Below are 25,613 nucleotides of genomic sequence, written 5' to 3'. Positions count from 1 at the left end.
AAACGCTGTGCGTTTGCGAGCTACGGGCGGCGCACGACCGCAGGGAGTGCGCTGGCCGGGAATTGAACCGGAGGGAGACATTCCTGCTCGGGCCGTCGGCCCTGCGCGGGCTGTGACTCCCAGGGCGCAATTCCCTTTTGCGATTTCACTGCTCACTGTCGTTCGCAGATGAAATGCGCTGGCCGGGAGTTCGCCGAACAGAGTGAGGCGAGCTACGGGCGGCGCACGACCGCAGGGAGTGCGCTGGCCGGGAATTGAACCCGGGCTATGAGCTTGGGAAGCTCATGTCCTACCACTAGACCACCAGCGCTCGTTCACTGCGTTCACTCGCGCCGAGCATCGACGGACTGCGTCCGTCTCAACACCAGCGCTCGTTCGCACCTGAAGACTGCGACGTGCTCGCACTTGAACGTAGCGCTTCAGCGGCGACTAAGCGACGCAACCACCCAATAGATTATTCGGTGACGGTCTCACTGGCTCGACGCGCGTCCAGCAATATCGCGTCGAAGGGTGCCTATTTGTCTGTTGAACTCCAATCTGCCGCTACATGACAGAAAGCGATTCGATAGCACAGGGGGATTCGCCGCTGGACCTGCGACTGTCCGACGACGAACTGCTCGCACAGCGCGAGCATGTCACCGATTTCATCGCCGAGCAAATCGACGAGGCTGGTGTCGACGGGGCGGTCTTGGGGTTGTCGGGCGGCGTCGACAGTGCCGCCGTCGCGTACCTCGCCGTCGAAGCGTTGGGCGCCGAGAACCTACACGGGCTTGTCATGCCAAGCGAAGTCAACGACCCGGAGACGATGAGCGACGCAGAGCGCGTCGCCGAGGACCTCGGGATCGAATACGACGTCATCGAGATCGAGCCGATCGTCGAGACGTTCCTCGAAGCGTATCCAGAGGCCGAGGCCGATCGAATGGCAGTCGGTAACGTTCGCGTCCGGGCGCGAGCCGTGCTGAACTATCTGGTCGCAAACACCGAGGACGGGCTCGTCTTGGGGACGGGCAACCGGACCGAATCACTGACGGGTTATTTCACGAAGTACGGCGACGGGGCCGTCGATTGCCACCCGATCGCGAACCTCTACAAACAGCAGGTCCGCCAGTTGGCCCGGCACCTCGGCGTGCCTGCAGACATCGCCTCCCGGACCCCCACCGCCGGAATGTGGGTCGATCAGACTGACGAAGGAGAATTGGGCGTCGAGTACGACACCATCGATTCGATTCTGGCGCTTCAGGTCGAAGGCGGAGTCAGCACGAGCGCGACCGCAAAGATCGTCGGCGTCGAGCAGTCGGTAGTCGAACACGTCCAAGAACTGTACGAACAGAGTGCCCACAAACGGGCCATGCCGCCAACGCCAACACCCCTGTAACGCGGTTCTTACGGCGATATTGTCCGCAAATCGGGAGACTGACTGGCGGATCAGAGGGGGCCTTTCCAAAGGTCTTTGACTTTCCCACTGCTATGTTTGGGTAATGCAGGAAGCCGCGGTGGTTCGTCGGGCCGCCACGGACGCTATCGAAGATGTCGGGCCCGAACAATTGCACGATCGGATTGTCTCCCGCCTCGAAGGCAGTGCCATGACCGCAGGAGCGCTGACGGTCCACTGTGCTCGGGCTGTCCTCGAACGGCGAGCTGCCGGAACGGCCCAGACTGTTATCGATCACCCCGACGATCCACTGACCGACGCCGTTGCCAAGCGAGCAGTCGGCGTGCAACTGATCTACGAAGGACTCGGCCTGACGCGAACGCTCGCCCAAGACCCACCGTGGCTCGCCGACGAAAAAGCCGAGGGGGACCTGGACGTTCTCATCGCCGATATCCTCGTGGCCCGTGGGTTCTATCTGCTGTCTCATACCGAAGCCTCCGACGAAGCAGTCGCGACAGTCAGAGCGTTCGGTCGCGACCAGACGGTCCGACGCGAGACTGACGATCCATCACTCGATCGGAATCTCGAAGCGGACGTCTTCGAGTTGGCCACCGTCGCCGGGACGACCGCAGTCGGTGGCCAACCGTCGCCAGGGCTTCGAGAGTACGCGAATTCCCTAGCCGACGGGGCACTCGCCAATGGCGGTCGGCCCGAGTTCTCGGCCGATCGGCTGTCCGGACTCGTCTCGATCGATTCGACCGGCGGCGACGGCGTCCGGACCTCGGCCGATCATTGAAAATCGAAACGCCTAAAGACAACTCGCGGTAACTTGCGTATGCGTGCCTGGGTAGCTTAGCGGTAAAGCGCGTCCTTGGTAAGGACGAGACCCCGGATTCAAATTCCGGCCTAGGCTCTTTCCGCCGTACCGCCTTGTACGCACACTTTTCCGGCTACGCTCGTCTGAACGAAACCCGTTCAAGATTCGCTTCTCTCGCCAAACAGGGCATCCCTCGCCGTAATACGATTCGCCAAATTATCAGGACACACAAACTAATTCACAGACAGCGGCGGATTAGACCCGAAATCGACCGGGTGCGCGTCCCCTCAAGCGACACCCCGGATTTCGCTAATCCACACTCACAGGACGGACGATGAACCGTAGTCAGGAATGTGATAGAACTGCTCCTCGATGCGGCTATCCACGTCGGTTACGCGGTAAGTGAGCCTCCGCCGAAACGACTATTGGTAAGACCAGCGTATTACGTCTATATGTCTGAAGCAGCTACGAATGACGACGGTGGGGATGACATCGCCACGGTCAACTTCAAAGTCACCGAGTCGTTCCTCGAACGGATAGAGGACACATGGCAGGGACGCGGGTTCAACAGCCGAAGTGAGTTCATCCGGTACACGCTTCGAGACGCCGTTGAGTTCCCGACGTTCGACCGCGACGAACTCGTCGCCCTGCTCGAAGCCGAGGAGGACATCCGCGAGGGACGAACGACGAGCGCCGAGGAAGCACGCGAGCGGTTCGGCACGAGCGATGAGTGACGACGGGTGGACGTGGGAACTCTCCTCGACGGCCGAAGACGACCTCGACGGACTGTCCCCTGCCGACCAAGACCGGATACTCGACAAGCTCGATGAAATCGTCTCCTCGCCGTGGCGCGACCCGCCGGACTACGGTGAGCCGCTCCAGAACAGCCCGTACAAGAAGATACGCGTCGGGGAGTTCCGGCTCTCCGTGAGCTTCCGGCAGGACGACGAGCGACTCGTCGTCGCACGTATCAAGCGTCGGGGCGGCGCGTACACCGCTGACGACGACTAAACGACGAAACGCCCTCGATGTGGGGAGTACCTTCGGTAAGTACAGCGGGAGAGTCTATCGTGGGTCAAACGCATAATAGACGACCACCGTCGTAACTCCCATCATCACTGCGTGGACAGTGTTCACTCCTTGGAAAAACAGACTCGCAGCAAATACACCGATGAAGCTCGAAATACCCACTGCGATGGCGAACTTCAGTCGTGGGAGGTCTTCGGCCCACGCCTCCAAACGGTAGTATGATTCCAACACCATCGCCGTGATGTTGCTTGAACAGGGGTGTATAAAAATCAGACGCTGATACATATACACGCTCTCCTTTCCAGCTGGTTTACCTCTGTATTTCTGAAACGAACGGGGTACTCCCCACTCAATGAAGTGGGGCCGCACGTATGAACCGCACAACACCCCTCACAAATATGGTGTGTCGAGTAGGGCAACGCTCACCCGAATACGTTTGTCGTTTTCCGGTGTCTACAGACGGCATACGGGGCCGAATACCCAATTCTTTTATAAGTAGCGTTGCTAATAGAGAGATAAGAAGCACGCAAAGTGGGCGTTTGCAGCAACGGTAGCCGCTTTCAGGGCCGAAGGCCTCCTCGGTAAAGCGCGTCCTTGGTAAGGACGAGACCCCGGATTCAAATTCCGGCCTAGGCTTTTTCCCAGCGACTGACCCCGGAGCGCCAGCGATGGGGTCCTAAGCGAGTGAAAAGCTAAGCGGGATTTGAATCCCTGGAAGACACAGCGGCCGACCATCGGGAGGTCAACCGTCTTCTCCTGGTTCATATTCCGGCCAAAGCCCCTTCCGAGGCGTTTGCTCGCGAGTTGTGTGTCCTCTCCGTCCGGGAGACCCTACGTCGACGACCTACTGTAGCCGGTCTGACCGACAGCACTGTCTCTCCGGGACGGCCAACAGCGACAGAGAGATATCGACGTGGATCGGAGATGGTCGTGCCTAGTATTGTGTATATCGCAAAATATAATTGCGCAGTAGCCACTACCACGTAGTACCGATGGCAATACTCGACGAAGACGACAAATCCGACGTCAAAGAAGTGCTCGAAGACTTGGCCGATCCGATTGACGTCCACGTGTTCACCGACGACGACTGCCAGTATTGTGACGAAGCTGTATCACTAATCGAAGACGTAGAATCGCTGGCCGAGGAAATCGATCTGGCCGTCCACGAGATGGACGACCCACTGGCTGGCGAACTCGGTGCCGATCAGTACGATGGCGGACCGGTAACGGTCATTACCCGTGAGGATATCTCCGGGGTCCGCTACTTCGGGATCCCGTCGGGCCAGGAGTTCAGTTCGTTCCTCCAGGATCTCGTTGCCGTGTCGACCGGTGAGACAGGACTCGACGAGAGCGTCCGAGAGGAACTCACAGCGATCGACGAACCCGTCGAAATCACGGTGTTCGTGACGCCGACTTGTCCGCACTGTCCACGCGCAGTCCAGACAGCCCACAGCCTGGCCATCGAGAACGAACACGTCGAGGCCAACTCCGTCGAATCACAGGAGTTCATGGAACTCTCCCAGGAGTTCGGCGTTCGTGGCGTCCCGCAGATCAACGTCAACGGGACGGACGGGGAATTCACGGGTGCCCTGCCCCCACAGCAGTTCCTCCAGCAGGTCAAACAGGCCCTCTAAGGAGGCCCTACGGCGTCCGCCCGTCCGATCGAATCCCTTAATCCGCCACGCCGAGTAGCTGCGACCGGCAGCGGGAGGCCGGTCCCCGTGCCCGAGACGCCCGGTCCGATCGTGACCGAATGTGGCCAACGGGCATGAGGAAAGTCCCCCCACCGTCCGGGCAGGCGACCGGGTGCAAACCCGGGGCGGGAGACCGTCGGCACTGGAACAGCAACGAGACCCCTCGTCACGACCGATGAGGTGTGCGAACCCCGAGCGAGAAAGGTCGTCGGATCGATCGCCGTAAGGCGGCCGCTCCGCGGGCGACAAAGCGACGGGGAGTGAACCCACCGAGGGTACTCGTGTCGGCACCGCCGACACGCTGACGGACGAGAACGGATGGAACGGCGAATCCTCGCCGGTGCAAGTCCGTGCGACTGGTAGTCCGGACACGGCACGGACGCACAGCCGAATGCCGGCTCGAACAGAAGGGGGCTCACTCCCCGCAGCCATTCACACTTCGAGAGTCACAACGCTCACACCCAGAGTCTGGCATCGGTCTCGACTGTTCGGGCTGCATTTGTGAGGAATTAATTCACGAAGGGCAAACGTAATGTGGTAGCCGTGTGGAGCCGACAACGTATGGACGTACTCATCATCGGCGGCACGGGCGTCATCTCGACTGGAATTACGCGACAGCTCGTTGAGTCGGGCCACGAGGTGACGCTGTACAACCGTGGGGAAACCGACGTCGAGATTCCCGAAAGCGTCGAGCAGATCCACGGCGATCGCTTCGATTACGATGCTTTCGAAGACGCAGTTGGGGACGTCGACGTGGATGTCGTCATCGACATGCTGTGTTTCTCGCCCGCGGATGTCGAAAGTGACATTCGGGCCTTCGGGAACGAGATCGAGCAATTGATCTTCACGAGTACGATCGATGTCTATGCCCGGCCGCCCGAGCGCAATCCGATCACCGAAGACGCCGCCCGCGAACCGGCTGTCAGCGAGTACGGGGCCGAAAAAGCCGCCGCCGAGGATCGTTTTCGCGCGGCCGAACGCGAAGGGGCTTTCGACGTGACGATCATCCGTCCGTGGAGTACCTACGGTGAGGGCGGCCCAGTCTTGCACACCTTCGGCATCGATACCTACTACATCGAGCGGCTCCGCCAGGGAAAACCGATCGTCGTCCACGGCGATGGGACCGCGCTGTGGGGCCCCTGCCACCGCGACGACGTCGCCCGGGCCTTCGTCAACGCCGTCGGCAACGCCAAGGCCTACGGCGAAACCTATCACGTCACCAGCGAGGAGGTCATCTCCTGGAACCAGTACCACCAGCGGGTCGCCTCGGCCCTGGATGCGCCCGAACCCGAGCTGGTACACATTCCGACTGACGTCTTGGGAGACGTCGCCCCAGAGCGGACGGAGATGCTCCGAGACCACTTCCAGTTTAGCACGATTTTCGACAACAGCAAAGCCAAGCGTGACCTGGACTTCGAGTACACGATCGACTTCGAGGCTGGCGTCAAGCGGACGGTGGCGTGGCTCGAGGCCCACAACCAGATCGAGAGCGGCGAAGGTGACGCCTTCGAAGACACGTTGATCGACGCTTGGCGGGAGTCGAGCGCCGACCTCCGTGAGCAGTTCGCGTGAAACGGGCAACCAAGCGGACAGGGGAAATAAGTGAATCGGGCCGGTAGCAACAGTAATTACATGGCCGACCATGAGGTTGACCTCTCAGCACCAGACAGGGATGCGCTGAAAGTCCTGGTCAACGAGTATGCGGAATCGGACGGACCCGTAAAGAGTAGTCAACTCGCCGACGTCCTCGATCGGTCCGAGGGGTCGATCAAAAACCAGATGCGAGGGCTGGCCTCGTTGGGCCTCGTCGAAAGCATCACGGGGCCGAAAGGCGGGTACGAACCGACCGACCTGGCGTTTCACATTCTCGGCCGCGATCCCGAAAAGGAGACCGAGGAGGTCATCCTCGCGGGCAACTACGATCGGGTCGACGTCACGATCGAGTCGATTACGCTCTCGAACGTCCATCACCCGACCGAGTGTCGGGCACGCGTGCAGTTACAGCAACTGCTCGATGACGTCGGCGTCGGAGATCCAATCGTTCTCGGCCCGACCCCCGAGTTCGATCTCGTGATCCTGGGCGAAGTGACTGACGTGCTCGGCAGCGGTGAAGCGTTACTGATAGATGTCGTTCGGATGGAAGCACCCTTCGAAGGCTCCAGTCGATAATTCCAGCGGACGGCAACTAGCGCCACATCCGGCGACAGGGCCACGTCCGGCGCTAACCCGGTGAAACGTACGTTGTCGCAACCGCCAGGAACACGGAGTGCTCCCCGACAGCGACCACTCGTGGAGTCCTCGGGAAACGGACTTGCGGGTGAGACGGTAGGGGTACAAAACCGAGGCCTTGGGAGGCAGCGTCAAGCAGAAGCAACTACGGCAGCACCCAGAGCCGTCTCGATATCGTCACCGATTTCCTCGATCAGCGTCGGCACGGCCTCGCTGACGGCATCGGTCATCCCCTCGCCGTACTCGAAGGGGTTCTCGACCTCGATGGCGAAGATCGTGATCGACGGCATGGATTGGCCCATCGCCTCGCCGAGTGTCTGTAGGGTCCCCAGGCCGACGTTGTGAGTCGCCAAGCCACCCGACTCGTCGCCGGGTTCGACCTCGCTGGGGGAGAACTCGTAGTAGTCGCCGGGTGTCCCATCGTCGGTCTTGATCGCGTCGACGAGGAAGACGTGATCGTAGCCGCTGAGCTCCTGGATGAGCATCAGACGCCCGGACGTGTAGGTTTCGACGTCGAGATCGTCACCAAAGCGCTCTGCAAGCGCCTCGGTCACTTCCAGACCGACCACGTCGTCGCGCTTGATGTCGTTGCCGAGGCCGAGTAGCAGTGCGTTCATGATGAATGGTTGGCTGGCTTCGCCGTGTTCACCGGCTCGTCTCGGCGACCGTCTCGCCGTCCTGTTCGAGTTCCAGTTCTAGGGGCATCTCGCCGATCGAGTGGGTCGAACACGAGAGACACGGATCGTAACACCGGATGACACTCTCCATCTTGTTGAGGATGCCTTCCGGGATCTCCGGGCCGTCGATGAACGTCTCGGCGGCCGAGGTGACGCCTTGATTCATCGCGCCGTTGTTGTGCGTCGTGGCGACGATGAAGTTGGCATCCTCGACGATCCCGCCGTCGTCGATCGTGAACTCGTGGATGAGGGTCCCACGGGGCGCCTCGATGACGCCGACGCCCGTCCCGGCTGTGGGCGTCGTCTGAACGTTCGTCATGCCCTCGTAGACGTCGTCGTCCTCGAGCAGTTCCTGGATGCGCTCGACACAATGCAACATCTCGATGAGACGCGCCCAGTGGTAGTAGGTGGATCGCTCGTGGACCGCGCCGTCGGCGGCGTCCATGAACTCGACCCACTCCTCGCGGGCTTGCGGGGTCGAGATATCGTCGACGGCGTTCAGGCGGGCCAGCGGGCCGACGCGGTACTGGCCGTCCTCGAAGCCCTGCTCTTTGTAGTAGGGGAATTTGAGATAGCTCCACTCTTTGGAACGCTCGGCGATGATGTCCCGATAGTCGCCGTCGTCGATCTCTTCGAGGCCGTCGCCGTCCTCGTCGACGAGTCGAATATCCCCGTCGTAGTGTTCGAGGCCACCTTCGTCAGTCACCAGCCCCATGTACCCGGTCGGATAGGTGGCATAATCCAGGGTATCCGGGTCCATGTCCGCGAAGATATCCTTCAAGAGATCGATCGTCTCCCGGAGATAGGTCGGCAGGGGCTCGCTCTCTTCGAGGAGTTGTTGGCCGTCCTCGCGATCGAGCGTGTTCGAGACACCGCCCGCGACCGCGAAGTCCGGGTGGACCTTCTTCTCGCCTAAGGCAGCGATGACGTTCTGGCCGAAACTGCGCAGGTCGATCCCGCGTTCGGCCAACTGCGGGTTCTCCTCTAAGACACCCTCGATGTTCCGATCGGCGGGGTCGGCATCGTAGCCCAACACCAGATCGGGACTCGAGAGGTAGAAGAAACTCAGGGCGTGACTCTGGAGCACCTGCCCCATGTGGAGTAACTCCCGGAGCTTGTGGGCACTTTCGGGAACGTCGGCGTCCATGACGTCGTCGGCAGCTTTGGCCGCCGCCAGCTGGTGGCTGACCGGACAGATGCCACAGATGCGGGCGGTGATCTCGGGCATCTCCCAGATCGGACGGCCCTCGACGAACTCCTCGAAGCCACGGAACTCCGTGACGTGGAACTGTGCATCGTCGACACTCCCCTCGTCGTCTAAGTGGATGGTGATCTTGCCGTGCCCCTCGACGCGCGTGACCGGATCGATGACTTCCTTCTTGCTCATTGTGATCCTCCTTAGTCGTACTGCAGTTTGTCGCCTTCGATCTCGGGGGTCTCCCCACGAGCCAGCGCTTCGAGGCTCTCTTTCATGACCTCGGCGTCGGGCGGACACCCAGGTACGTAGACGTCGACGTCGATGTACTCGTCCAGCGGCCGGGCGTCTTCGAGCAATTGCGGGACGCCCTCGTCGTCACCGAAGGGCACCTCGCTCTCGTCGTCGGCCTCCTCCTCGAAGGTCGCTTCTAGCATTTCATCGCGATCCTGGTAGTTGCGCAGGCTCATAATCCCGCGCAACGCGGCACAGTCGCCCCAGGCCACGACAGTATCGCAGTTCTCCCGGAGTTCCTCGGCGACTTCGACGTTCTCCTCGTTGGTGACGACGCCCTCGGCGATGCCGACGTCGGCTTCGGGGACGCCCTTCTCGTCGACGATCATGTGGCTGGCAACGATATCGACCTCTTCGACGAGGTCGATCAGGCCGTGATCGACGTTCAGGAATTCCATGTGACAGCCCGAACAGCCGCCCAGACACACCGTCGCGACGGTGGTCCGGTCGTCCTGCGTGTCGGGTTCAGCTTGGGCGCTCATGCGGCCACCTCCTGTAGGTCCGCGAGCAACTCACGGTCCGAATCGATCTCTCCACGGGGGTCGAGGACGCGTTCGATCGCGCGGTCCTCGCCGTCGACGTCGACGATTGTCCCGTCGCGCTCGAACCAGTCCAGGGCCGGAATCACGATGTCGGCGAGCTCCGTCAGGGCCGACGCGCGAGTCGCCTGGGCGATCACGGTGTCGGCCTCACGGGCGAGTTTGATCGCCCGATCGAGGTCATCGCCGCGGTCGTCAGCCGAACACAGGTACGCCACGTCTGCGCGCTCGTCGAGATCGTCGGTCTCGACGTCCGCAACCGCGCTGTTGGCTCCCGCCCCGAGGCTGAGAACTTTGTTGTCGCTGGTCGCCGCGAGACCGAAGATATCGACCATCGTCTCGGTGTCCTCGACCGCGGGACCGAGGACGAACGTCGCGTCCCCGGACAACTGCAGCGAGACATCGACGGCATCCTCGACGGTCGCATCGGCGAGTGCCTCGGTCCCCTCCTCGAAGACGTCGGAGACTTGCTCGGTGACCGTCGCAGCCGGGGCCGTAAGTTCGATCGAGTGATCGGCAAACCGTTCGAGACGATCCTCGCCGTCGTCGATCGTGACCACCGTCGTCCCGTCGTTTGCCGCCCGGCGGACGTAAGAGGCAGCGACCGGATGACTGTCGACGATGCCCGTATCGTAGACGACCAACGTGTCACTGTCCTCGATGTCGTGCAGCGACTCGACGAACAGATCGTCCGTCTCGATGTCGAGTTCCGCTTCGAGGGCTTCGAGGACGTCGGCTTCACGCTTGGCACGGTCGGCTCCGGGCACTTCCAGATTGGCATCGTAGGCCGAAAGTGCCTCCGAGAGGGCAGCAAGCGTCTCGGATGGCAGGCGGTCGGAGGCGAAGGCGTTGACCGCGTTTGCCTCGGCTAAGGTCTCGCTGACGCGATCGATCGCCTCTTCGAGGGCGACCGTCTCGCCGTCGATCTGTGGCTCTGCGAGCCGCTCGCGGCCGTCGGCGAGCAGTTCGAATCGGCCCATCTCACACAGCTGGCCGCCGGCGGGGCCGTCCTCGTTGCCTTCGATCTTGACGATCCGCCCGGAGTTGGTGTAGACTTCGAGCTCACAGCCGAGCGAACACTCACTACAGGTGGTCGTCTCGACCTCGCAGTTGCGCTCACGACCCTTATAAGCCGACAGCGGGCTGTACAGCGCACCGGTCGGACACGCTTGCACACAGGACCCACAGGAGACACAGGACGACTCCCCGAGGGAAACGTCGTCGTCGGCGACGATCGTCGTCTCTCGACCACGGTTCCCGAAGTTCAGCGTCCCGTTGCCGACGATCTCGTCGCACGTCCGGACGCAGCGACCGCAGCTGATACAGCGGTCGAGATCCATCGTAATATAGTCGTTCGAAGCGTCCGGCTCGATATCGGCGTACTCCAGCGGAACGCGACTGCTATCGAGACCGGCCCGGTTGAACATGTCCTCGAGTTCGCAGTCGCCCTCCATCTCGCAGTACATGCAGTAGTGGTTCTGGTCGGCGAACATCATCTCGAGCATCGTCCGCCGATGATCCCAGAGTTCGTCAGTCTCGACGGAGATCTCCATGCCGTCCTGGGCAGCCGTCGTGCAGGCGGTCTCGGTGCGCTCGCCGTCGACCTCGACGAGACACATCCGACACGCCCCGACGTTCGAAAGGTTCGCGTGTTCACACAGCGTGGGGATGTCGATGCCGGCTTCCCTGGCTGCATCCAGAATCGTCTGTCCGTCGCGTGCCTGTACCTCCTGGCCGTCGATTTCGAGGGTGACGCCGGATTCGGCCTCCCCCTGAGTTGCCTTGCTCATGCTATCACGTCCTCATGTCGATGGCGTCGGTCGGACACGCCTCGACGCACTGTCCACAGCCGATACAGGTCTCGGGGTCGATCGTGTGTGCCTCGCCGGTTTCTCCGGAGATGGCGTCGACCGGACAGACGTCGACACACTGTCCACAGCCGACACAATCCTGGGCAGCGATCTTGTACGTGCCCGCGTGATCACCACCGCCGATCTCACACTCCCCAGCGGGACACTCGTCTTCGTAGATGTGGGCCTCGTACTCATCGCGGAAGTGTTCGAGCGTACTCAACACCGGGTTGGGTGCCGTCTGTCCCAGCCCACAGAGAGAGCCCTCGGCGATCGTCTCGCCGAGTTCCTCGAGGCGCTCGATGTCGCCAGGTTCACCTTCGCCGTTGGTGATGCGCTCGAGGATCCGCAACATCTTGTGGGTCCCGATCCGACAGGGCGGACACTTCCCACAGGACTCGTCCTGGGTGAAATCGAGGAAGAACCGTGCGACGTCGACCATACAGGTCTCGTCGTCCATGACGACCAGCCCACCCGAGCCAAGCATCGCGCCTTCCTCCTGAAGAGAGTCGAAGGTGACCGGCATGTCGAGGTGTTTCTCGGCGAGACATCCCCCAGAGGGACCGCCGATCTGGACCGCCTTGAACTCCTTGTCGCCCTCGATACCGCCGGCGACGTCGATGATCTCCTGGAGGGTCAGCCCCATCGGAATCTCCATCAGGCCCGTCGCCGAACAGTCCCCGGAGACCGCGAAGGTCTTGGTTCCGGGACTGTCCTCACTACCGTACTGTTTGAACCACTCGGCCCCGTTGTTGATGATCAGCGGGACGTTCGCCAGCGTCTCGACGTTGTTGATCGTCGTCGGCTTGTCCTCGAGACCGGACTGGGCCGGATAGGGCGGACGCGGGGACGGCCGGCCGGCCCCACCCTCGATGGAGGCCATCAGGGCCGTCTCCTCACCACAGACGAACGCGCCGGCCCCCTTCTCGACCTCGAAGTCGAAGTCGAAGCCGGTCCCCATGATATTCTTGCCGAGGTACCCCGCCTCGTAGGCGTCCTCGATAGCCTGCTGGATCCGGTTGACAGCGAGCGGGTACTCCGCACGGAGATAGATGATCCCCTCGTTGGCACCCGTGGCGTACCCGGCGATGACCATGCCCTCGATGACGCGGTGGGGGTCGCCCTCGACCAGACAGCGGTCCATGAACGCCCCAGGGTCGCCCTCGTCACAGTTGGCGATGACGTACTTCTCACTCGCGTCCTCCTGATGGGCGAACATCCACTTGTTGCCGGCCGGGAATCCGCCACCACCACGGCCTCTGAGACCCGCATCCTGGACCTCCCCGTAGACGTCTTCGGGATCCAACTCGGAGAGGACAGTCTGCATGGCCTCGTAGCCACCAGTTTCCTCGTACTCTTGGACGCTCTCGGGATCGATGCGGCCACAGTTACCCAGCGCGAGACGGCGCTGTTCGGCGTAGAAGGGGATGTCGTCAGTCCGGGACTGCCGCTGGCCGGTCTCGTCCTCGAAACAGAGGTCCTCGATGACCTCGCCGTCCTGGATCGTCTTCTCGACGATATCCTCGACGTCGTCGGTATCGACCTGCGTGTAGAGGACGTTCATCGGGTCGATCCGGACGAGTGGGCCGAGTTCACAGAAGCCGTGACACCCACTCTTTTTCGGCTCGACACCGAGTTCGTCGTGGTCGATGTCGCCCTCGCTCCAGGAGAGGGCGACGTTCTCGGCTCCTTCGAGAGCACTGATCTGCTCACGGAGCGCCTCGTACACTTCGTCGGAGCCCGAGGACATACACCCAGTCCCCTGGCAGACGACGACGCGGATCTGTCCGTCGACGGTATCGATGTCGGTCGGTCGCTGAAGGACTTCAGCCATGCTTAGTCACCTCCCTCCTCGTATTCATCGATAATCGTCTCGGCATCCTCGGGTTCGATCGGCCCGTGAACGTCGTCGTCGACGGTGACGACCGGCGCGAGCCCACACGCACCGACACACCGGACGTGCTCGATCGTGAACTTCCCGTCGTCGGTAACCTCGTCCAGACCCACGTCGAGTTCGTCCTGCAGTTCCTCCGATACCTCGTCGGCCCCTGCCACGTGACAGGCCGTACCAGTACACACTCTGACGCTATAGTCGCCCCGTGGCTCGAGGTGGAACTGCGAGTAAAAGGAGGCCGTGCTGTAAATGTCGGCGAGGGACTTCTCGCAGTGATGAGCGATCAGTTCGAACGCGAACTTCGGTAAGTAGCCGTACTCGTCTTGGACGCCCTGGAGTGCCGGAATGACACCGCGTTTCTCCGGGCGGACGTCAGTGAGAATCTCCTCGACCGTCTCGATTTCCTCGTCACAGACGTCTTCGACCCCGGCGTCGGCCGGAATGATGTCCGAATCGGTCCCGGATTCGGACTCCTCCGACCGTAACGATTGCTTGACGCGTTCTAGCGTTGCCATATAGGAGAGAATTACCGGTACGTCCTGTAAAGGAATGTACCGTATTCTCACTCCATGAAAACATATATATTAGAATGTGATGGACTGGTCGTGATTCGAGATCCATCGAGTGCGAAACACAATGTTGGCTGTCAAAACCCCAATTTCGAAGGTGTTCGAAAATCAAAACAAAGTATCGAAGACTGTTTTTGAACGATTTGCGACTCCAAAGCGGGCGTCGAGACGGAAAAAGCATTAAACGGGTTCCGCGAGAAGGGAGGCCATGTCGCCGTCTCGCCGCGTTCTCGCGCTGACTGGGTTGTTCCTCGCGTTGGGTTCGCTCGCGATGATCACGTTGTGGAGTGTCTTCGGGACAGTCTTTTTCGCTATTACGGTCGCGTACGTTCTGTACCCGGTCCGTCGCCGACTCGCCGCCAGCGGTCTCCGGCCACGCGTCGCTGCAGGACTCAGCACGGTGGTGGCCTTCGTCGTGGCATTGGGCGTGCTCACGCCCCTGGGATATGCCGTATACGTCCGCAGATCTGCGTTTTTCGGGCTCGTCGGGGACCTCCCACAGGAGGTTTCGATCACCGTCCTGGAGATGACCCATACGTTCACGCTGACGTCGATCATCGACGCCGTACAGGAGACGGCGACGACGATGGCACTCGATGCGGCGAGTGCCACGCCCGTACTCGCGTTGAAGTTCTTCCTGTTCGTCCTGCTGGTGTACGCGTTACTACTGAAGCCGACACTGCCGGCCAAGGCCGTCTACCAGACGGTCCCGCCAGCCTATCACGGTATCTTCGAAGCGCTACACGAGCGGCTACGAGATACCCTCTACGGGCTGTACATCCTCCAGGGGGCAACAGGGGTCGGGACCTTTCTCATTGCCCTCCCCGTGTTCTTCTTGCTCGGCTACGACGCGACTCTCACGCTGGCTGTCCTGAGCGGTGTCTTGCAATTCGTCCCGATCATCGGGCCAAGCGTCCTGATCGGTGTGCTCGTCGTCGTCGAAGTCCTCGCCGAGAACATCGCACAGGGACTGCTGGTCGGCGCGGTCGGCATGGTGTTCATTGCGGGCCTGCCGGACCTCATCGTTCGCCCACGCCTCTCGGCAATCGCTGCTGATCTCCCTGGGAGCCTCTATTTCATCGGGTTTACGGGTGGTATTCTCACGATGGGGGCGATCGGAATTATCGCCGGACCGGTCGTGATCGCGCTGTTCGCCGAATCGGTCGAACTACTGGCTAGTGAACAACGCGCCGAAGACGGGGCCTAAGCACGGCTGCCGAGGCTGAAAGGATCGGCTTAGTCGACGGTCTCGATCGGTTCACCCGCGGCTTCCCACTCGGTGAGGCTCCCCTCGTAGAACGCGAGATTCCGATAGCCAAGGTGGCGGAGAACGACGTAGGTGTGGCTGATCCGGCGGGCGGTGTTACAGTAGAGGACGACCCGCGTGTCGGGGGAGATGCCGTTGGCTGCGAGAAGCGACTCGATGACCTCGCGTGACTTGATGCCCCGGGTATCGTCGTCGACGAAATCACGCCAGTCGAGTTGGACGGCCCCCGGGATGTGGCCGTCCTCGTACTCCTGGCGTTCCCGCGTGTCGACGATAGCTGCCTCGGTGTCGATCGCCGCCGCGACGGCCTCTCGATCGACCAGCGGTGTCTCGGAGGGCCGGTCGATCGTGTAGTCGGTCGCCGGGACATCTGGCACATCGTCGGTCGTCGGTCGTGCCCGCTGCCAGGCGCTGAAGTCCCCGTCGAGGAGGTGGAGGTGGGCCGGATCGTGGCCGTACAGTTCCGCAGTCACGAGAAATCGCGCCGCGAAGACGCCATGGGTGTCGTCGTAGGCAATGATGTCGTCGCCAGGCGCGATGCCTGCATTCGAGAGCAGGTCAGCAAAGACGTCCTCGCCGGGCAGCATACCCTCGTCGCCGTCTGTCGCGCGGAACGTCTCGAAGGGGATCGAGACGGCTCCCGGGAGGTGTCCGATACCCTCGTACTCCCAGGCGTCCCGGACGTCGACGATCGTGACGGCATCCCGTCGGTCGGCCAGCCAGGACGCAGAGACGATATCTGTCATCGGCAAGACTTGGCCATCCCGAGGTTTGAACGTGTGGGCGTCACCGCTGGCTGCCAGATCTCCGAGATAGCGACAGTACTTGCAGGTTCGGGCGTGGCGGACACCCAGTCAGACCGACAGGGCTGAGTCGGCAGGCGGTCGTGGTCGCCGCCCCCTGACTGGCGGCCGCCAGACGGCAAGACCTGCCCCTAGGGGCAACGAGTGGCCGTACCTGCCGATACGTCAGCGGCTTTATGAGTGGGGGTGTTACGGATGTGTGTACAATGACTGAGTACGCAAACGACGTCCTGGTCTCGGCCGAGTGGGTCGAGAACAACCTGGACGCATTCGAGAGCGACGATCCCGAGCATCGACTCGTGGAAGTAGACGTCGACACCGAGGCCTACGAGGAGGCCCACGCTCCCGGCGCGATCGGGTTCAACTGGGAGACCCAACTGCAGGACCAGACCACCCGCGACATCCTCACGAAAGCGGACTTCGAAGACCTGCTGGGCAGTCACGGCATCAGCGAGGACTCGACGGTCGTCCTCTATGGGGACAACTCCAACTGGTTTGCCGCCTACACCTACTGGCAGTTCAAATACTACGGCCACGACGACGTGAAGCTACTCGACGGCGGCCGCGAGTACTGGGTCGAGAACGACTATCCGACCACGAGTGAGGCCCCCGACTTCTCGGCTGTCGAGTACGAGGCCAGTGGCCCGCGGGAATCCATCCGTGCCTACCGCGAAGACGTCGAGAATGCGATCGAGCGCGGCGTTCCGCTCGTCGACGTGCGCAGCCCCGAAGAGTTCACCGGCGATATTCTCGCGCCGCCAGGCCTCCAGGAGACTGCCCAGCGCGGCGGTCACATCCCGGGTGCCCAGAACATCTCTTGGGCCGCCGTCACGAACGACGACGGGACGTTCAAGGACTTCGACGAACTGCAGGAGCTGTACGGCGAGTACGGTATCGACGGCGACTCCACGACCGTCGCCTACTGCCGAATCGGCGAGCGCTCCTCGGTCGCCTGGTTCGCCCTGCACGAGCTACTGGGCTATGAGGACGCCATCAACTACGACGGGTCCTGGACCGAATGGGGTAACTTGGTTGGTGCCCCGATAGAGAAGGGCGAAGCGGACGACTAAGCGAAGCGCAGGAGTCCGCTTCGATGTGGAACGGCGACCGATAGGGAGCCGCGAAGCAGGGCGAGGCCGAGTGACCCGCCGAACAAAGTGAGGCCTCGGTATGCACGAGCGGTGAGGGCGAGGGCGACCAAAGCGAGCCCTCGGTTGCTCGAACGGTGAGTGAAACGAGCCGTGAGAACGTAGTGATCCGCGCGTAAGTAAGAGGGGAATTTTTGCGGCCAGACACCGATCGACAGTTCCAGCCGTCGCTCGCCGCAATTGCCGGGCCGCGTTAGATCCCCTTGGCCAGTCGCTCGTTGACGAACTCGGCGGCGGGGAGAACGGCACGGGCGTAGAGTTCGGTCCAAGCGAGTGCACCCTGCTGGCGGAGTGGTCCGGCGTGCCCCTCTTCGATCCAAGCGGAGATACTTTCGTACCACGACAGTGCCGGCCTGGCGATTCGCACCGCGAGTCCGTCGGCCTCGGCCGTTCGGATCGCGTCGATGGCATCGTTGGCTCGGCGGGCCGTCTGCTCGATGGACTCTCGCGTCACCTCGTCCTGGTAGCCGCCGTCCTGAATCCCCTCGATCGCCGTTCGGAGTGCCTCTACGGCGGCGAGAGTCTCGCCGGCCTCGATGACGGCGGTCGCATGAGAGCCTTCGTCGCGCCGTTCGTGGAACGCGTTCTCGGCGGCGCGGGCCTGGCTTGCGGCGGTGGTGAACAGTTCGTGTGCGGGCGTCAGATCCAGGTTGTGATCGAACGCGTCGGGCCCGGCATCGAGGAATCTACGTACTGGCTCGATAGTTTCGCTGACGGCGAATCGAAGCCGGTCGGTCGCATCGATGAGCGCACTCCACTGTGTAGTGACAGCGGAGCGATCGTTCAGATATGTGTCTTTGAGTCGACGGGCATCGTTGAGCGTCGCGGCGGCGACCTCAACTTGCTTGATCGCATCACCGGCCCGGAACGGGTCGGCGAGCGGATCGTCAGGATAGCCGGGATCGGGGCCGGCTCGGCGACGGGTACGCGAGATCAGCCGTTCGAGCGGCGCATGGACGAGAACCGCCTCCCGGACCGTCTCGGCCCGATACTCGTGGTCGGATTCGAAAGATCCGAGCCGGTCCCGGACAGTTCGTCGTCGATCCGAAAGTGTCGCGCCATCGTTCTGGCCGGTTGCCGCCCGGTAGGCACCGGCGACGTCGGCTGCCGAACCGCGCCATCGCCGCCACCACGAGAGTCGGTCGAGAGCCACCGGTTCGTCCGCCACTCTGTCGAGTTGCGCTGCGACGCGTTCTCGACGGGACTGAATTTTCGTCGCGACGGCGCGATTCGGGACCGAAGGGTCGACCGGGACGCCATCGAGCAACGCGTTCGCGCGCTCACGATGAGTGTCAGCAAGTGCGTCCGGGACGGCGACCGGGAACGGCGACGCCGGCCACTCGATCGGTGAGATCGCGTCAGTCGGAACATCGAAGTCGGGGCGATCCCGCTGGTTTTGGCCAAGGAACGGCAGTCCCGAACAGCCAGCCAGCCCAGCGATGCCGACCGTCCCCAGCCCGGCGAGGAATGTACGGCGCGATCTCATGTGTCGTCACCGCCGCTTGCAGGCGTCACGTTGCCCTCGAAGTACTCGCCAGACGGGTCGGGGGCCGAGCCACACTCGTAGGACATGCCGCTGCTACTGCCGGAGGAGTGGTCGGCCACAACGGGGAGCCGGATGACGAATCCACGTGTGTGTATCGTCTCCGTACTGCACTCGACGTCAGCCGGCCGGGTCGTCTGGCAGAACTGTGCGTGTGGACGGATATCGTCGGTATCGTCCCACTGGACGGTTACAGACCGCAAGCGAATCTCGTGGCAAGCGTCGACCGAGTGTGACAGCATGTACAGCGTGGACCGCTCGAAGTCGGTCTCCGTCACGAACGTCCGGAGGCGATCGGCCTCGGGGGCGTCACCGAACGTGATCGCGTCGAGGCCCTCACTGGAGACGACAATCGCTCGATCCCGGCGGGCGTATCGGTTCGATCGATCGCTGTCTGTAACTGTCGGTAGCGCGCCTTCAGTGAACAACACGGCACCGTCGTCGTTTCTGGCAGCGACGACCTCGTAGTCGTCGATCGGCTCGCCACTTGAGCGATCGTCGATCGGCTCGCCACTTGAGCGATCGTCGATCGTCACGCGATCGTTTCCGGAACCGCTACAGCCGGCGATGGTGGCGGCTCCCGACGCGACCGCGAGGAGGGCGCGGCGGCGGGTCAACTCGAGCATCGCTCGCTGTTCGACCACGACCATGAAACGTCTTGTGGACACCTCGATCGCCGTCGAGAGCGACTAGCCTGTGGTGGCTGATCGGTCGACACAAAAGCCGCCGTGCCAGTACCCACTCAGTATACACTGAGTCCGTGTGCGTCCTGTGCGTGTTCGATGAGTGCCTCCGTCGACTCGAAGGACTCACCACAGCTGCAGGTGTGATACCCCGTCGTGGGTTGCTGGCTTGTCGCCATATCCCTACCATCGAGCCATACCATAATAATTGTTTATTACTATTTGGTAACATACCACAGTTGTCGTGCTACCAGACCACAAACTGAGTGCGGAGTGCGCAAGTACGCAATTACCACAATTATCGCGGACTGTTTTCCGTATTACTGGCCAATCGTCCGATTAGTATTCCAGCGACCGCGGAGCCGTCGAAACACGGCCGCCCGGAGAGAGGGCCGAAACGTCGTCGGATCGGGAGTCACAGTCCTTATACCCGGAGTCAGCCAAAGATTCGCCAATGACTGTTATCGGACTCGTGGGGTTGCCCGGCAGCGGCAAAAGCGAGGCCGCCGCGGTGGCCAGCGATCTAGACGTGCCGGTGGTCACGATGGGCGATGTGATCCGGCAGGCCTGTCGCGATCGCGGACTCGATCCGGCGACCGACCACGGCGAGGTAGCGAAAGCGCTTCGTGAGGAGAACGGCCCGGCCGCGATCGCCGAAGCCTCACTCCCGCACATCGAGGACGGACTCGAAGGAAGCGAGTCCGTCGTCGTCGACGGGATCCGCTCGGACGTCGAAGTCGAACGCTTTCGGGATGCTTTCGGGGAGGACTTCCTGCTGGTCAGCGTCGAAGCGCCCTTCGAGACACGCGCCGAGCGACTCGATCTCCGGGGGCGAGACGCCAGCGCCGACGACGGCGGCGAGCGCCTCGACGACCGCGACCAGCGCGAACTCGGCTTCGGCATGGGCAAAGCGATGGAGATTGCCGACCTGACCATCGAGAACGTCGACAGTCTCGGGGCCTTCCAGGAGCGCGTCGAAACGCTGTTGGTCGACGGCCCGACCGCACTCGACGGCGACGAACGCGTCGAGGGGGTGAACCGATGAGCGAAGCCTACCGCGTCGACGTCCAGATCACCGCCCCCGTCTACGACACCGAGGTGACCGACCGAGTTGCCGACGCGATCACGAACGTCTTCCCGTCGGCGACCGTCCAGCAGCGACCGGGCGAACTGCAAGCCGAGGCCCACGAGCTCGAACACTTCTCTGAGCTGCTGCACCGCCGAGAGATTCTCGATACCGCCAGGGGCGTATTCTTCGACAACCGCCAAGGAGATCGCTTCAGTTTCACGCTGAAGAAACAGGCGGCCTTCGAAGGCGTCGTGACGTTCTCGGTGGGAGAACCGGACGAACTCGGGGAGATTCACGTCAGCGTCCGCGTCGAAGAACCCGACGTCGAATCGTTCATCGACCACATCGCGCCACGGACGCAGGACGGCCGACCGATCGACCCGGACACCTGAGCACACCGAACACGTACGATGACGACAGCGATCTACTTCGATCTCGACGGGACGTTGTTGACCTTCGAGCAAGGCTATGGCTCGCTGGTGGCAGACGTCTTGGCCGGCCACGTCGAGGACCCGGCGGCCGCCGCCGAGACGTTCTTGGACACTTTCGACACCCACTTCGAGGCACTCGAACCACGGCCATACCGGCAGGGGATGGTCGCCGTCTGCGAGCGCGCTGGCGTCGACGCCGATCCCGACGAGTTGGTCGCGGCCCTCCGGGAGGCAGAGTGGACGCACTCGCGAGTGAGCGATGCGGCCCGTGAGAGTCTCGCGGCGCTGGGCGAGGACACCCCACTCGGCGTCCTGACGGATGGTGTCGGCGAGTTCCAGCGAGCGAAACTCGCCCACCACGACCTGGACCAGTACTTCGAGAGCGTGATCGTCTCCTACGAGGTCGGCGCACACAAACCCGACCAGGCGATCTTCGATCGAGCGCGCGATGCGATCGACGCCGACGAGTACGTCATGGTCGGAGACAGTGACGCCGACATCGAGGGGGCCAGAGCAGCCGGGTTCACGCCCGTCCGTGTCGAACACGGCGAAGACGTGCCGGATTTCTGGGCGACCGTCCGGGCGCTAGTGTGACCGTTCACACGACGACCTGCACGACGACGAACAGTACCACGACACCAAGCACGTCACAGACGTTGGTGACAACAGGAATCACGACGTCATCGGGATCCAATTCCAGTCGATAGGCGACGTACGTCGCGACGATCGTCACGACGACGGCGAGCACTGACAGAACCGCCCCGCTGGTCACCGCAACCGCGAGAACGGTTGCAATAGCGAGGTCGGGGCCGCCAGTGAGGACACCCAGTCCCCAGGCACCGACGCCGATCACGGGAAAGACCGTCAGCGCGAGTGCGACCGTCGCGAGTACGTTCCCGAGCAGGCGATCGTCCGTCGGGGAAAACGAGAGGGTCCCGAGATGAAACGCCGTCGAGAACCGGGCCGCGAGAATCGACCCGAGGTTCCCGGCCGTGCCGATCGTCACTGGCACGAGGATCAGCAACGAGGGATGGGTCAGCAGCTGTGACTCGAAACTTTCCAGGACGAGGCCGCTCCCGATCTCGATCGTGGTCAACACGAGCAAGACTGGCAACATCGCTCGCGTGATCGCCCGCATCGTCCAGTCGGTCCGGGCCATCATCCCACCCCCAGATGACGAGTCTGGCAGCGAGCAACAGCGCGGCCATCCCGAAGACGTCGCCGGCAGTCGTGACCAGCGGCCCGACCAGCGTATCCGGGTTGTAGCCGCGACGGAAGCCGGCGAAGACGACCAGCACGACCGTGGTGGCCAGGGCAATACCCGAGAGAATGCCCGAGATGAACGCGACAGCGACTAGTACCGGGAGGCTCGCACCCGGGCGGCCGAGCCAGACGAGTGCCGCCGTCGCCACGACCGCCGCGAAGACGCTGGCGAGCAGGCCGTTGGCGATCGCCGCGGCGACCGCTTTGAGCAGTCGGTCGTCGGCCTCACTCACACGAGGTTCGAGCAGACCCTGGTGGAGTGCGGTCGCGATCCGCGCCCCGAGCGAGCCATAGACGTTGCCTCGCGTGGCGAGCAACGCCGGCACGAGCACGAGCAAGCCATCGATCGCGGTGAGTTCGGCCCGCATCCCGCCGAGGACGACGCCGGCGAGCAGGCCACCGACGAGGCTGGCAGAGAGAGCCGGAAGCCCTTCCCTGTAGGCCCTAAGCGCCACCTCGCGGACGGTCATTACCGGACCGACGGCCGGCCGACTCAAAAAACGCCCGCGTCCCCGACCGAATAGTGATACACAGTAACGCGGCACTCAACACCAGTACACATTGTTCTCACTATCTTGGAAACATTGCGAAATACTATAAACGGCCGAGCCATAGATACGAGTGTGAGAGATCGATGACAGGCTACGCAGTTGTGCTGGCATCCGGCGATCTAGAGCGTGTACAGGCAGTCAGCATGATCAGCTCGATCGCGGCCTCCTCGGACACGCCCGTCCAGGTGTTCGTGACGATGAACGGCCTTTCGGCCTTCGAGAAAGACCGCATCGAGAGCGGTGACTTCCAGGTGGCCGGCCCGGCCGGCGAAGCGATGTTGCAGTCGGGCGGCGACGAGGTGCCGCTGTTCTTCGAGCAACTGGAGCGGGCCAAAGGGATCGGCCCGCTTGAGGTCTACGCCTGCGAGATGGTCATGGACATCATGGACACGGATCTCGACGATTACGTCGACGTCTTCGACGACACGCTGGGTGTCGCCGGGTTCCTGAACCGTGCGTCGGACAAACAGGTACTCTTCGTCTGAAGTGATTCCAATGAGTGACACACCAACTCCCGACATCGAGGTCGATTCGCGCGGTGCAACCTGTCCCGGCCCGCTGATGGACCTGATCGGCAAGGTCAAAGAGGTCGAGGCAGGGACGACGATCGAGCTGCTGACGAGCGACGAGGGCTCGAAAAACGACGTGCCCGAGTGGCTCGATGAGGCCGGCCACGAACTACTGACGGTCGAAGAGATCGACGACCACTGGGCCATCTACGTCGAGACTACATGACCGACGAGATCGTCGTCGTCGGTGGCGGCACCGGCGGCACTGTCCTGGCGAACCGGCTCGCCGAGCGCCTCGGGTCGGCGATCGACGCCGGCGAGGCCCGCGTGACCGTGATCAACGACGGCGAGCACCAGCACTACAAACCCGCCTACCTCTACGTCCCCTTCGGCAAGAAGACCGTCGAGGAGGCCAAACGGCCACTGACCGATCTGTTGGATCGCCGCGTCGAGTTACGTATCGATCGCGTCACGGGGATCGATACCGACGGCAAGTCCGTCACGCTCGAAGACGGCGACGAACTCGCCTACGATCACCTCGTGATAGCAACAGGCGCGAGTCTCGACCCCGAGGAAGTCCCCGGCCTCACCGAGAGCGGCCATCACTTCTACGGACCCGAGGGTGCGGAGGCGCTTCGAGACGAGCTGGCGGACTTCGATGAGGGGCACCTCGTGCTGTCGGTCATCGGCGTCCCGCACATGTGTCCGGCCGCACCTCTGGAGTTCGTCTTCATGGCCGACGATTGGTTCCGGAAACGCGGCATCCGTGAGGACATCGAGATCACGTACACGTACCCGATTCAGCGCGCCCACGGCCTGCAATCGGTCGCCGACTGGGCGAGACCGAAACTTGCGTCCCGGGACATCAACCTGGAGACGTTCTTCAACGCCGATCGGGTCGATCCCGACGCACAGGTCTTAGAGACCATGGAAGGCAACGAACTCGACTACGACCTGCTCGTGGCGATTCCGCCCCACACTTCCAGTGACCTCGTGAGCGAGGCCGGACTGGGCGATACCTGGATCGACGTCGACCGAGCGACCCTGGAGGCCGAACAGGCCGAAGACGTCTACGCGATCGGCGACGTGGCCGACGTGCCGACGAGCAAGGCCGGCAGCGTCGCCCACTACGAGGCCGGCGTCGTCGCCGACCGGATCGCCAGCCGCGTCCGGGGTCAGACGCCGACCTCGGTCTACGACGGGAAGACGGTCTGCTTCATCGAGACTGGCATGGACGAGGCGACGTTCGTCGAGTTCGGGTACGGCGACGAGCCGGCGATGCGCGAACCATCCAAACCCGTCCACTGGGCGAAACTGGGCTACAACGAGTCCTACTGGCTGACCGCCAGGGGACTGCTGTGAGGTGCCAGTCATGACCGAGGACCCTGCCGACCGGCTCCGTACTGACGGCGGTGCTGGCCACGTCGAGACGGAAGAGGCAACCGAGAACGGGCACGGAGAGAGTGAGACCGACGTCGATCTCGAATCACTGGTCGCCGAGAACCCCGAGGCGGTCGCCCGCCTGCTCGAACGTCTCGATCTGGTCAACGACCTGCTGGACGGCGCCGACGTCGCCACGTCGGCGATGGACGACGAGATGGTCCAGTCCCTTGCCGGCACGGGGACGAATCTCGGACTCGCAGCCAACGAGATCGCGACCGACGAGACCGTCCAGCTCGGCGAGGCCGTCGGGCAGAACGCCGACGATCTTGCCGACGGCGTCGAGAAAATCGCCGAATTGCAGCGAACGGGCACGCTGGACGACCTGCTCGAACTGGCGGAACTGGCCTCCCTGGCCAGCGCCGCGATGGACGACGAGATGGTGATGTCGCTTGCCTCGACCGGGACGCGGCTTGGCGAAGTCGCCGATACCGCGGCTGACGACGACGTTGCACGCGGCCTCGAGGAGGTGCTGGCTGCTCTGGGTGAAGCCACAAGCAAGGATCCCGAGAAAATCGGTACAATCGGACTGCTGAAGGCCACTCGTGACCCCGACGTTCAGGCCGGGCTGGGGCTTGTGATTGCACTTGCCCGGGCACTCGGCCAGCAGACGCGCGAGCGGGCCGAAGAGTAACTATTTTTCGAGTCGGCAGTGAGACGAGAGACCCCGGTAGGCACCCGCGGCTACCTGTCCGTCCACCGGCGTCAGAACCCTGAATCGGTCGGTCGAATGCGATTGCAGCGACG

26 protein-coding genes, 2 tRNA genes, 1 other RNA gene and 1 pseudogene are annotated in these 25,613 nt (G+C 62.6%); 18 read left to right on the top strand and 12 right to left on the bottom strand.

Annotated features, from left to right (window positions below; all coding sequences use genetic code 11):
• Positions 1-239: 239 nt before the first annotated feature.
• Positions 240-310, bottom strand: a tRNA-Gly gene (locus Hrd1104_RS12705).
• A 237-nt stretch (positions 311-547) separates the two neighbouring features.
• Between Hrd1104_RS12705 and Hrd1104_RS12700 the strand changes: the two genes are divergently transcribed.
• The 9 genes from Hrd1104_RS12700 to Hrd1104_RS12660 all read left to right on the top strand — a co-directional run bounded on the left by Hrd1104_RS12700 (position 548) and on the right by Hrd1104_RS12660 (position 7,081).
• Positions 548-1,375, top strand: coding sequence for an NAD+ synthase (locus Hrd1104_RS12700; RefSeq protein ID WP_154553108.1), 828 nt, complete (start codon positions 548-550; stop codon positions 1,373-1,375).
• Positions 1,376-1,478: 103 nt separating this feature from the next.
• On the top strand, positions 1,479-2,168 hold the full coding sequence (locus Hrd1104_RS12695; RefSeq protein ID WP_154553107.1) for a hypothetical protein: 690 nt from the start codon (positions 1,479-1,481) through the stop codon (positions 2,166-2,168).
• A 45-nt stretch (positions 2,169-2,213) separates the two neighbouring features.
• Positions 2,214-2,285, top strand: a tRNA-Thr gene (locus Hrd1104_RS12690).
• Between the two features lie 356 nt (positions 2,286-2,641).
• Positions 2,642-2,923 carry a ribbon-helix-helix domain-containing protein gene (locus Hrd1104_RS12685; protein ID WP_154553106.1) on the top strand — a complete coding sequence of 94 codons (282 nt, stop codon included), beginning with the start codon at positions 2,642-2,644 and terminating at the stop codon, positions 2,921-2,923.
• Positions 2,916-3,200, top strand: a complete 285-nt coding sequence (locus Hrd1104_RS12680) for a type II toxin-antitoxin system RelE/ParE family toxin (protein WP_154553105.1) — start codon at positions 2,916-2,918, stop codon at positions 3,198-3,200. Before Hrd1104_RS12685 ends, Hrd1104_RS12680 begins: the two co-directional genes overlap by 8 nt.
• Before the next feature lie 1,010 nt (positions 3,201-4,210).
• Positions 4,211-4,852: a thioredoxin family protein gene (locus tag Hrd1104_RS12675; protein ID WP_154553104.1), complete on the top strand. Its 642-nt coding sequence runs from the start codon at positions 4,211-4,213 to the stop codon at positions 4,850-4,852.
• A gap of 66 nt (positions 4,853-4,918) precedes the next feature.
• Positions 4,919-5,342: RNase P RNA component (gene rnpB, locus Hrd1104_RS12670), an RNA gene on the top strand.
• Positions 5,343-5,473: 131 nt separating this feature from the next.
• Positions 5,474-6,484: an NAD-dependent epimerase/dehydratase family protein gene (locus Hrd1104_RS12665; protein WP_154553103.1), complete on the top strand. Its 1,011-nt coding sequence runs from the start codon at positions 5,474-5,476 to the stop codon at positions 6,482-6,484.
• 60 nt (positions 6,485-6,544) lie between these two features.
• Complete coding sequence (locus tag Hrd1104_RS12660; protein WP_154553102.1) at positions 6,545-7,081, top strand: Rrf2 family transcriptional regulator; 537 nt, start codon at positions 6,545-6,547, stop codon at positions 7,079-7,081.
• A gap of 191 nt (positions 7,082-7,272) precedes the next feature.
• Here the strand turns inward: Hrd1104_RS12660 and Hrd1104_RS12655 are convergent, their stop codons facing one another.
• The 6 genes from Hrd1104_RS12655 to Hrd1104_RS12630 are packed head-to-tail and all read right to left on the bottom strand — an operon-like array spanning position 7,273 to position 14,105.
• On the bottom strand, positions 7,273-7,758 hold the full coding sequence (locus tag Hrd1104_RS12655) for a hydrogenase maturation protease (RefSeq protein ID WP_154553101.1): 486 nt from the start codon (positions 7,756-7,758) through the stop codon (positions 7,273-7,275).
• A 28-nt stretch (positions 7,759-7,786) separates the two neighbouring features.
• The gene (locus Hrd1104_RS12650) at positions 7,787-9,205 is read right to left on the bottom strand and encodes a Ni/Fe hydrogenase subunit alpha (RefSeq protein WP_154553100.1); all 1,419 of its coding nucleotides are present in this window, start codon (positions 9,203-9,205) and stop codon (positions 7,787-7,789) included.
• Positions 9,206-9,216: 11 nt separating this feature from the next.
• Positions 9,217-9,789 carry an NADH:ubiquinone oxidoreductase gene (locus tag Hrd1104_RS12645; RefSeq protein ID WP_154553099.1) on the bottom strand — a complete coding sequence of 191 codons (573 nt, stop codon included), beginning with the start codon at positions 9,787-9,789 and terminating at the stop codon, positions 9,217-9,219.
• The gene (locus tag Hrd1104_RS12640; RefSeq protein WP_154553098.1) at positions 9,786-11,636 is read right to left on the bottom strand and encodes a 2Fe-2S iron-sulfur cluster-binding protein; all 1,851 of its coding nucleotides are present in this window, start codon (positions 11,634-11,636) and stop codon (positions 9,786-9,788) included. The genes Hrd1104_RS12645 and Hrd1104_RS12640 overlap by 4 nt, the downstream gene beginning before the upstream one ends.
• A gap of 4 nt (positions 11,637-11,640) precedes the next feature.
• A complete protein-coding gene (locus Hrd1104_RS12635) occupies positions 11,641-13,530 on the bottom strand; it encodes an NADH-ubiquinone oxidoreductase-F iron-sulfur binding region domain-containing protein (RefSeq protein ID WP_154553097.1) in 1,890 nt (629 codons plus the stop codon).
• A 2-nt stretch (positions 13,531-13,532) separates the two neighbouring features.
• Positions 13,533-14,105: an NAD(P)H-dependent oxidoreductase subunit E gene (locus Hrd1104_RS12630; protein WP_154553096.1), complete on the bottom strand. Its 573-nt coding sequence runs from the start codon at positions 14,103-14,105 to the stop codon at positions 13,533-13,535.
• Positions 14,106-14,367: 262 nt separating this feature from the next.
• Between Hrd1104_RS12630 and Hrd1104_RS12625 the strand changes: the two genes are divergently transcribed.
• Positions 14,368-15,366 (top strand): AI-2E family transporter, encoded by a 999-nt coding sequence (locus Hrd1104_RS12625; protein ID WP_154553095.1) that lies wholly within the window; start codon positions 14,368-14,370, stop codon positions 15,364-15,366.
• Between the two features lie 29 nt (positions 15,367-15,395).
• Here the strand turns inward: Hrd1104_RS12625 and Hrd1104_RS12620 are convergent, their stop codons facing one another.
• A complete protein-coding gene (locus Hrd1104_RS12620) occupies positions 15,396-16,172 on the bottom strand; it encodes a sulfurtransferase (protein ID WP_154553094.1) in 777 nt (258 codons plus the stop codon).
• 263 nt (positions 16,173-16,435) lie between these two features.
• Between Hrd1104_RS12620 and Hrd1104_RS12615 the strand changes: the two genes are divergently transcribed.
• Positions 16,436-17,299, top strand: coding sequence for a sulfurtransferase (locus tag Hrd1104_RS12615; protein WP_154553093.1), 864 nt, complete (start codon positions 16,436-16,438; stop codon positions 17,297-17,299).
• Between the two features lie 271 nt (positions 17,300-17,570).
• Here Hrd1104_RS12615 and Hrd1104_RS12610 read toward each other — a convergent pair whose 3' ends face one another.
• Positions 17,571-18,863 carry a hypothetical protein gene (locus tag Hrd1104_RS12610; RefSeq protein WP_154553092.1) on the bottom strand — a complete coding sequence of 431 codons (1,293 nt, stop codon included), beginning with the start codon at positions 18,861-18,863 and terminating at the stop codon, positions 17,571-17,573.
• Positions 18,860-19,588: a hypothetical protein gene (locus tag Hrd1104_RS12605; protein WP_154553091.1), complete on the bottom strand. Its 729-nt coding sequence runs from the start codon at positions 19,586-19,588 to the stop codon at positions 18,860-18,862. Before Hrd1104_RS12605 ends, Hrd1104_RS12610 begins: the two co-directional genes overlap by 4 nt.
• Before the next feature lie 469 nt (positions 19,589-20,057).
• Here Hrd1104_RS12605 and Hrd1104_RS12600 point away from each other — a divergent pair, with 469 nt between their 5' ends.
• The 3 genes from Hrd1104_RS12600 to Hrd1104_RS12590 are packed head-to-tail and all read left to right on the top strand — an operon-like array spanning position 20,058 to position 21,697.
• Positions 20,058-20,648 carry an AAA family ATPase gene (locus Hrd1104_RS12600; RefSeq protein WP_154553090.1) on the top strand — a complete coding sequence of 197 codons (591 nt, stop codon included), beginning with the start codon at positions 20,058-20,060 and terminating at the stop codon, positions 20,646-20,648.
• The gene (locus tag Hrd1104_RS12595; protein ID WP_154553089.1) at positions 20,645-21,064 is read left to right on the top strand and encodes an RNA-binding domain-containing protein; all 420 of its coding nucleotides are present in this window, start codon (positions 20,645-20,647) and stop codon (positions 21,062-21,064) included. The genes Hrd1104_RS12600 and Hrd1104_RS12595 overlap by 4 nt, the downstream gene beginning before the upstream one ends.
• A gap of 18 nt (positions 21,065-21,082) precedes the next feature.
• Positions 21,083-21,697 carry an HAD family hydrolase gene (locus tag Hrd1104_RS12590; RefSeq protein ID WP_154553088.1) on the top strand — a complete coding sequence of 205 codons (615 nt, stop codon included), beginning with the start codon at positions 21,083-21,085 and terminating at the stop codon, positions 21,695-21,697.
• A gap of 4 nt (positions 21,698-21,701) precedes the next feature.
• On the opposite strand, the gene Hrd1104_RS12585 is transcribed toward Hrd1104_RS12590, so the two are convergent.
• Together Hrd1104_RS12585 and Hrd1104_RS12580 are read right to left on the bottom strand one after the other, a co-directional pair.
• Positions 21,702-22,262, bottom strand: a complete 561-nt coding sequence (locus Hrd1104_RS12585) for a magnesium transporter (protein ID WP_154553087.1) — start codon at positions 22,260-22,262, stop codon at positions 21,702-21,704.
• 13 nt (positions 22,263-22,275) lie between these two features.
• Positions 22,276-22,836, bottom strand: a pseudogene (locus Hrd1104_RS12580) (magnesium transporter); the annotation flags it as partial.
• 164 nt (positions 22,837-23,000) lie between these two features.
• On the opposite strand from Hrd1104_RS12580, the gene Hrd1104_RS12575 reads away from it, so the two are divergent.
• Genes Hrd1104_RS12575 through Hrd1104_RS12560 form a run of 4 tightly spaced genes read left to right on the top strand, consistent with a single transcriptional unit; the run spans position 23,001 to position 25,500 of the window.
• On the top strand, positions 23,001-23,402 hold the full coding sequence (locus tag Hrd1104_RS12575; RefSeq protein WP_154553086.1) for a hypothetical protein: 402 nt from the start codon (positions 23,001-23,003) through the stop codon (positions 23,400-23,402).
• A 10-nt stretch (positions 23,403-23,412) separates the two neighbouring features.
• Entirely contained in the window at positions 23,413-23,652 is a 240-nt protein-coding gene (locus tag Hrd1104_RS12570; RefSeq protein ID WP_154553085.1) for a sulfurtransferase TusA family protein, read from the top strand.
• Positions 23,649-24,788, top strand: a complete 1,140-nt coding sequence (locus Hrd1104_RS12565; RefSeq protein ID WP_154553084.1) for an NAD(P)/FAD-dependent oxidoreductase — start codon at positions 23,649-23,651, stop codon at positions 24,786-24,788. The genes Hrd1104_RS12570 and Hrd1104_RS12565 overlap by 4 nt, the downstream gene beginning before the upstream one ends.
• Positions 24,789-24,798: 10 nt before the next feature.
• Entirely contained in the window at positions 24,799-25,500 is a 702-nt protein-coding gene (locus Hrd1104_RS12560) for a DUF1641 domain-containing protein (protein ID WP_154553083.1), read from the top strand.
• The last annotated feature ends 113 nt before the right edge of the window (positions 25,501-25,613 follow it).

It is taken from the genome of Halorhabdus sp. CBA1104 (assembly GCF_009690625.1).
In the GTDB taxonomy this organism is placed as follows: domain Archaea; phylum Halobacteriota; class Halobacteria; order Halobacteriales; family Haloarculaceae; genus Halorhabdus.
The sequence above is the reverse complement of the archived record's forward strand: the minus strand, read 5'-3'. Positions and strand labels throughout refer to the sequence as shown.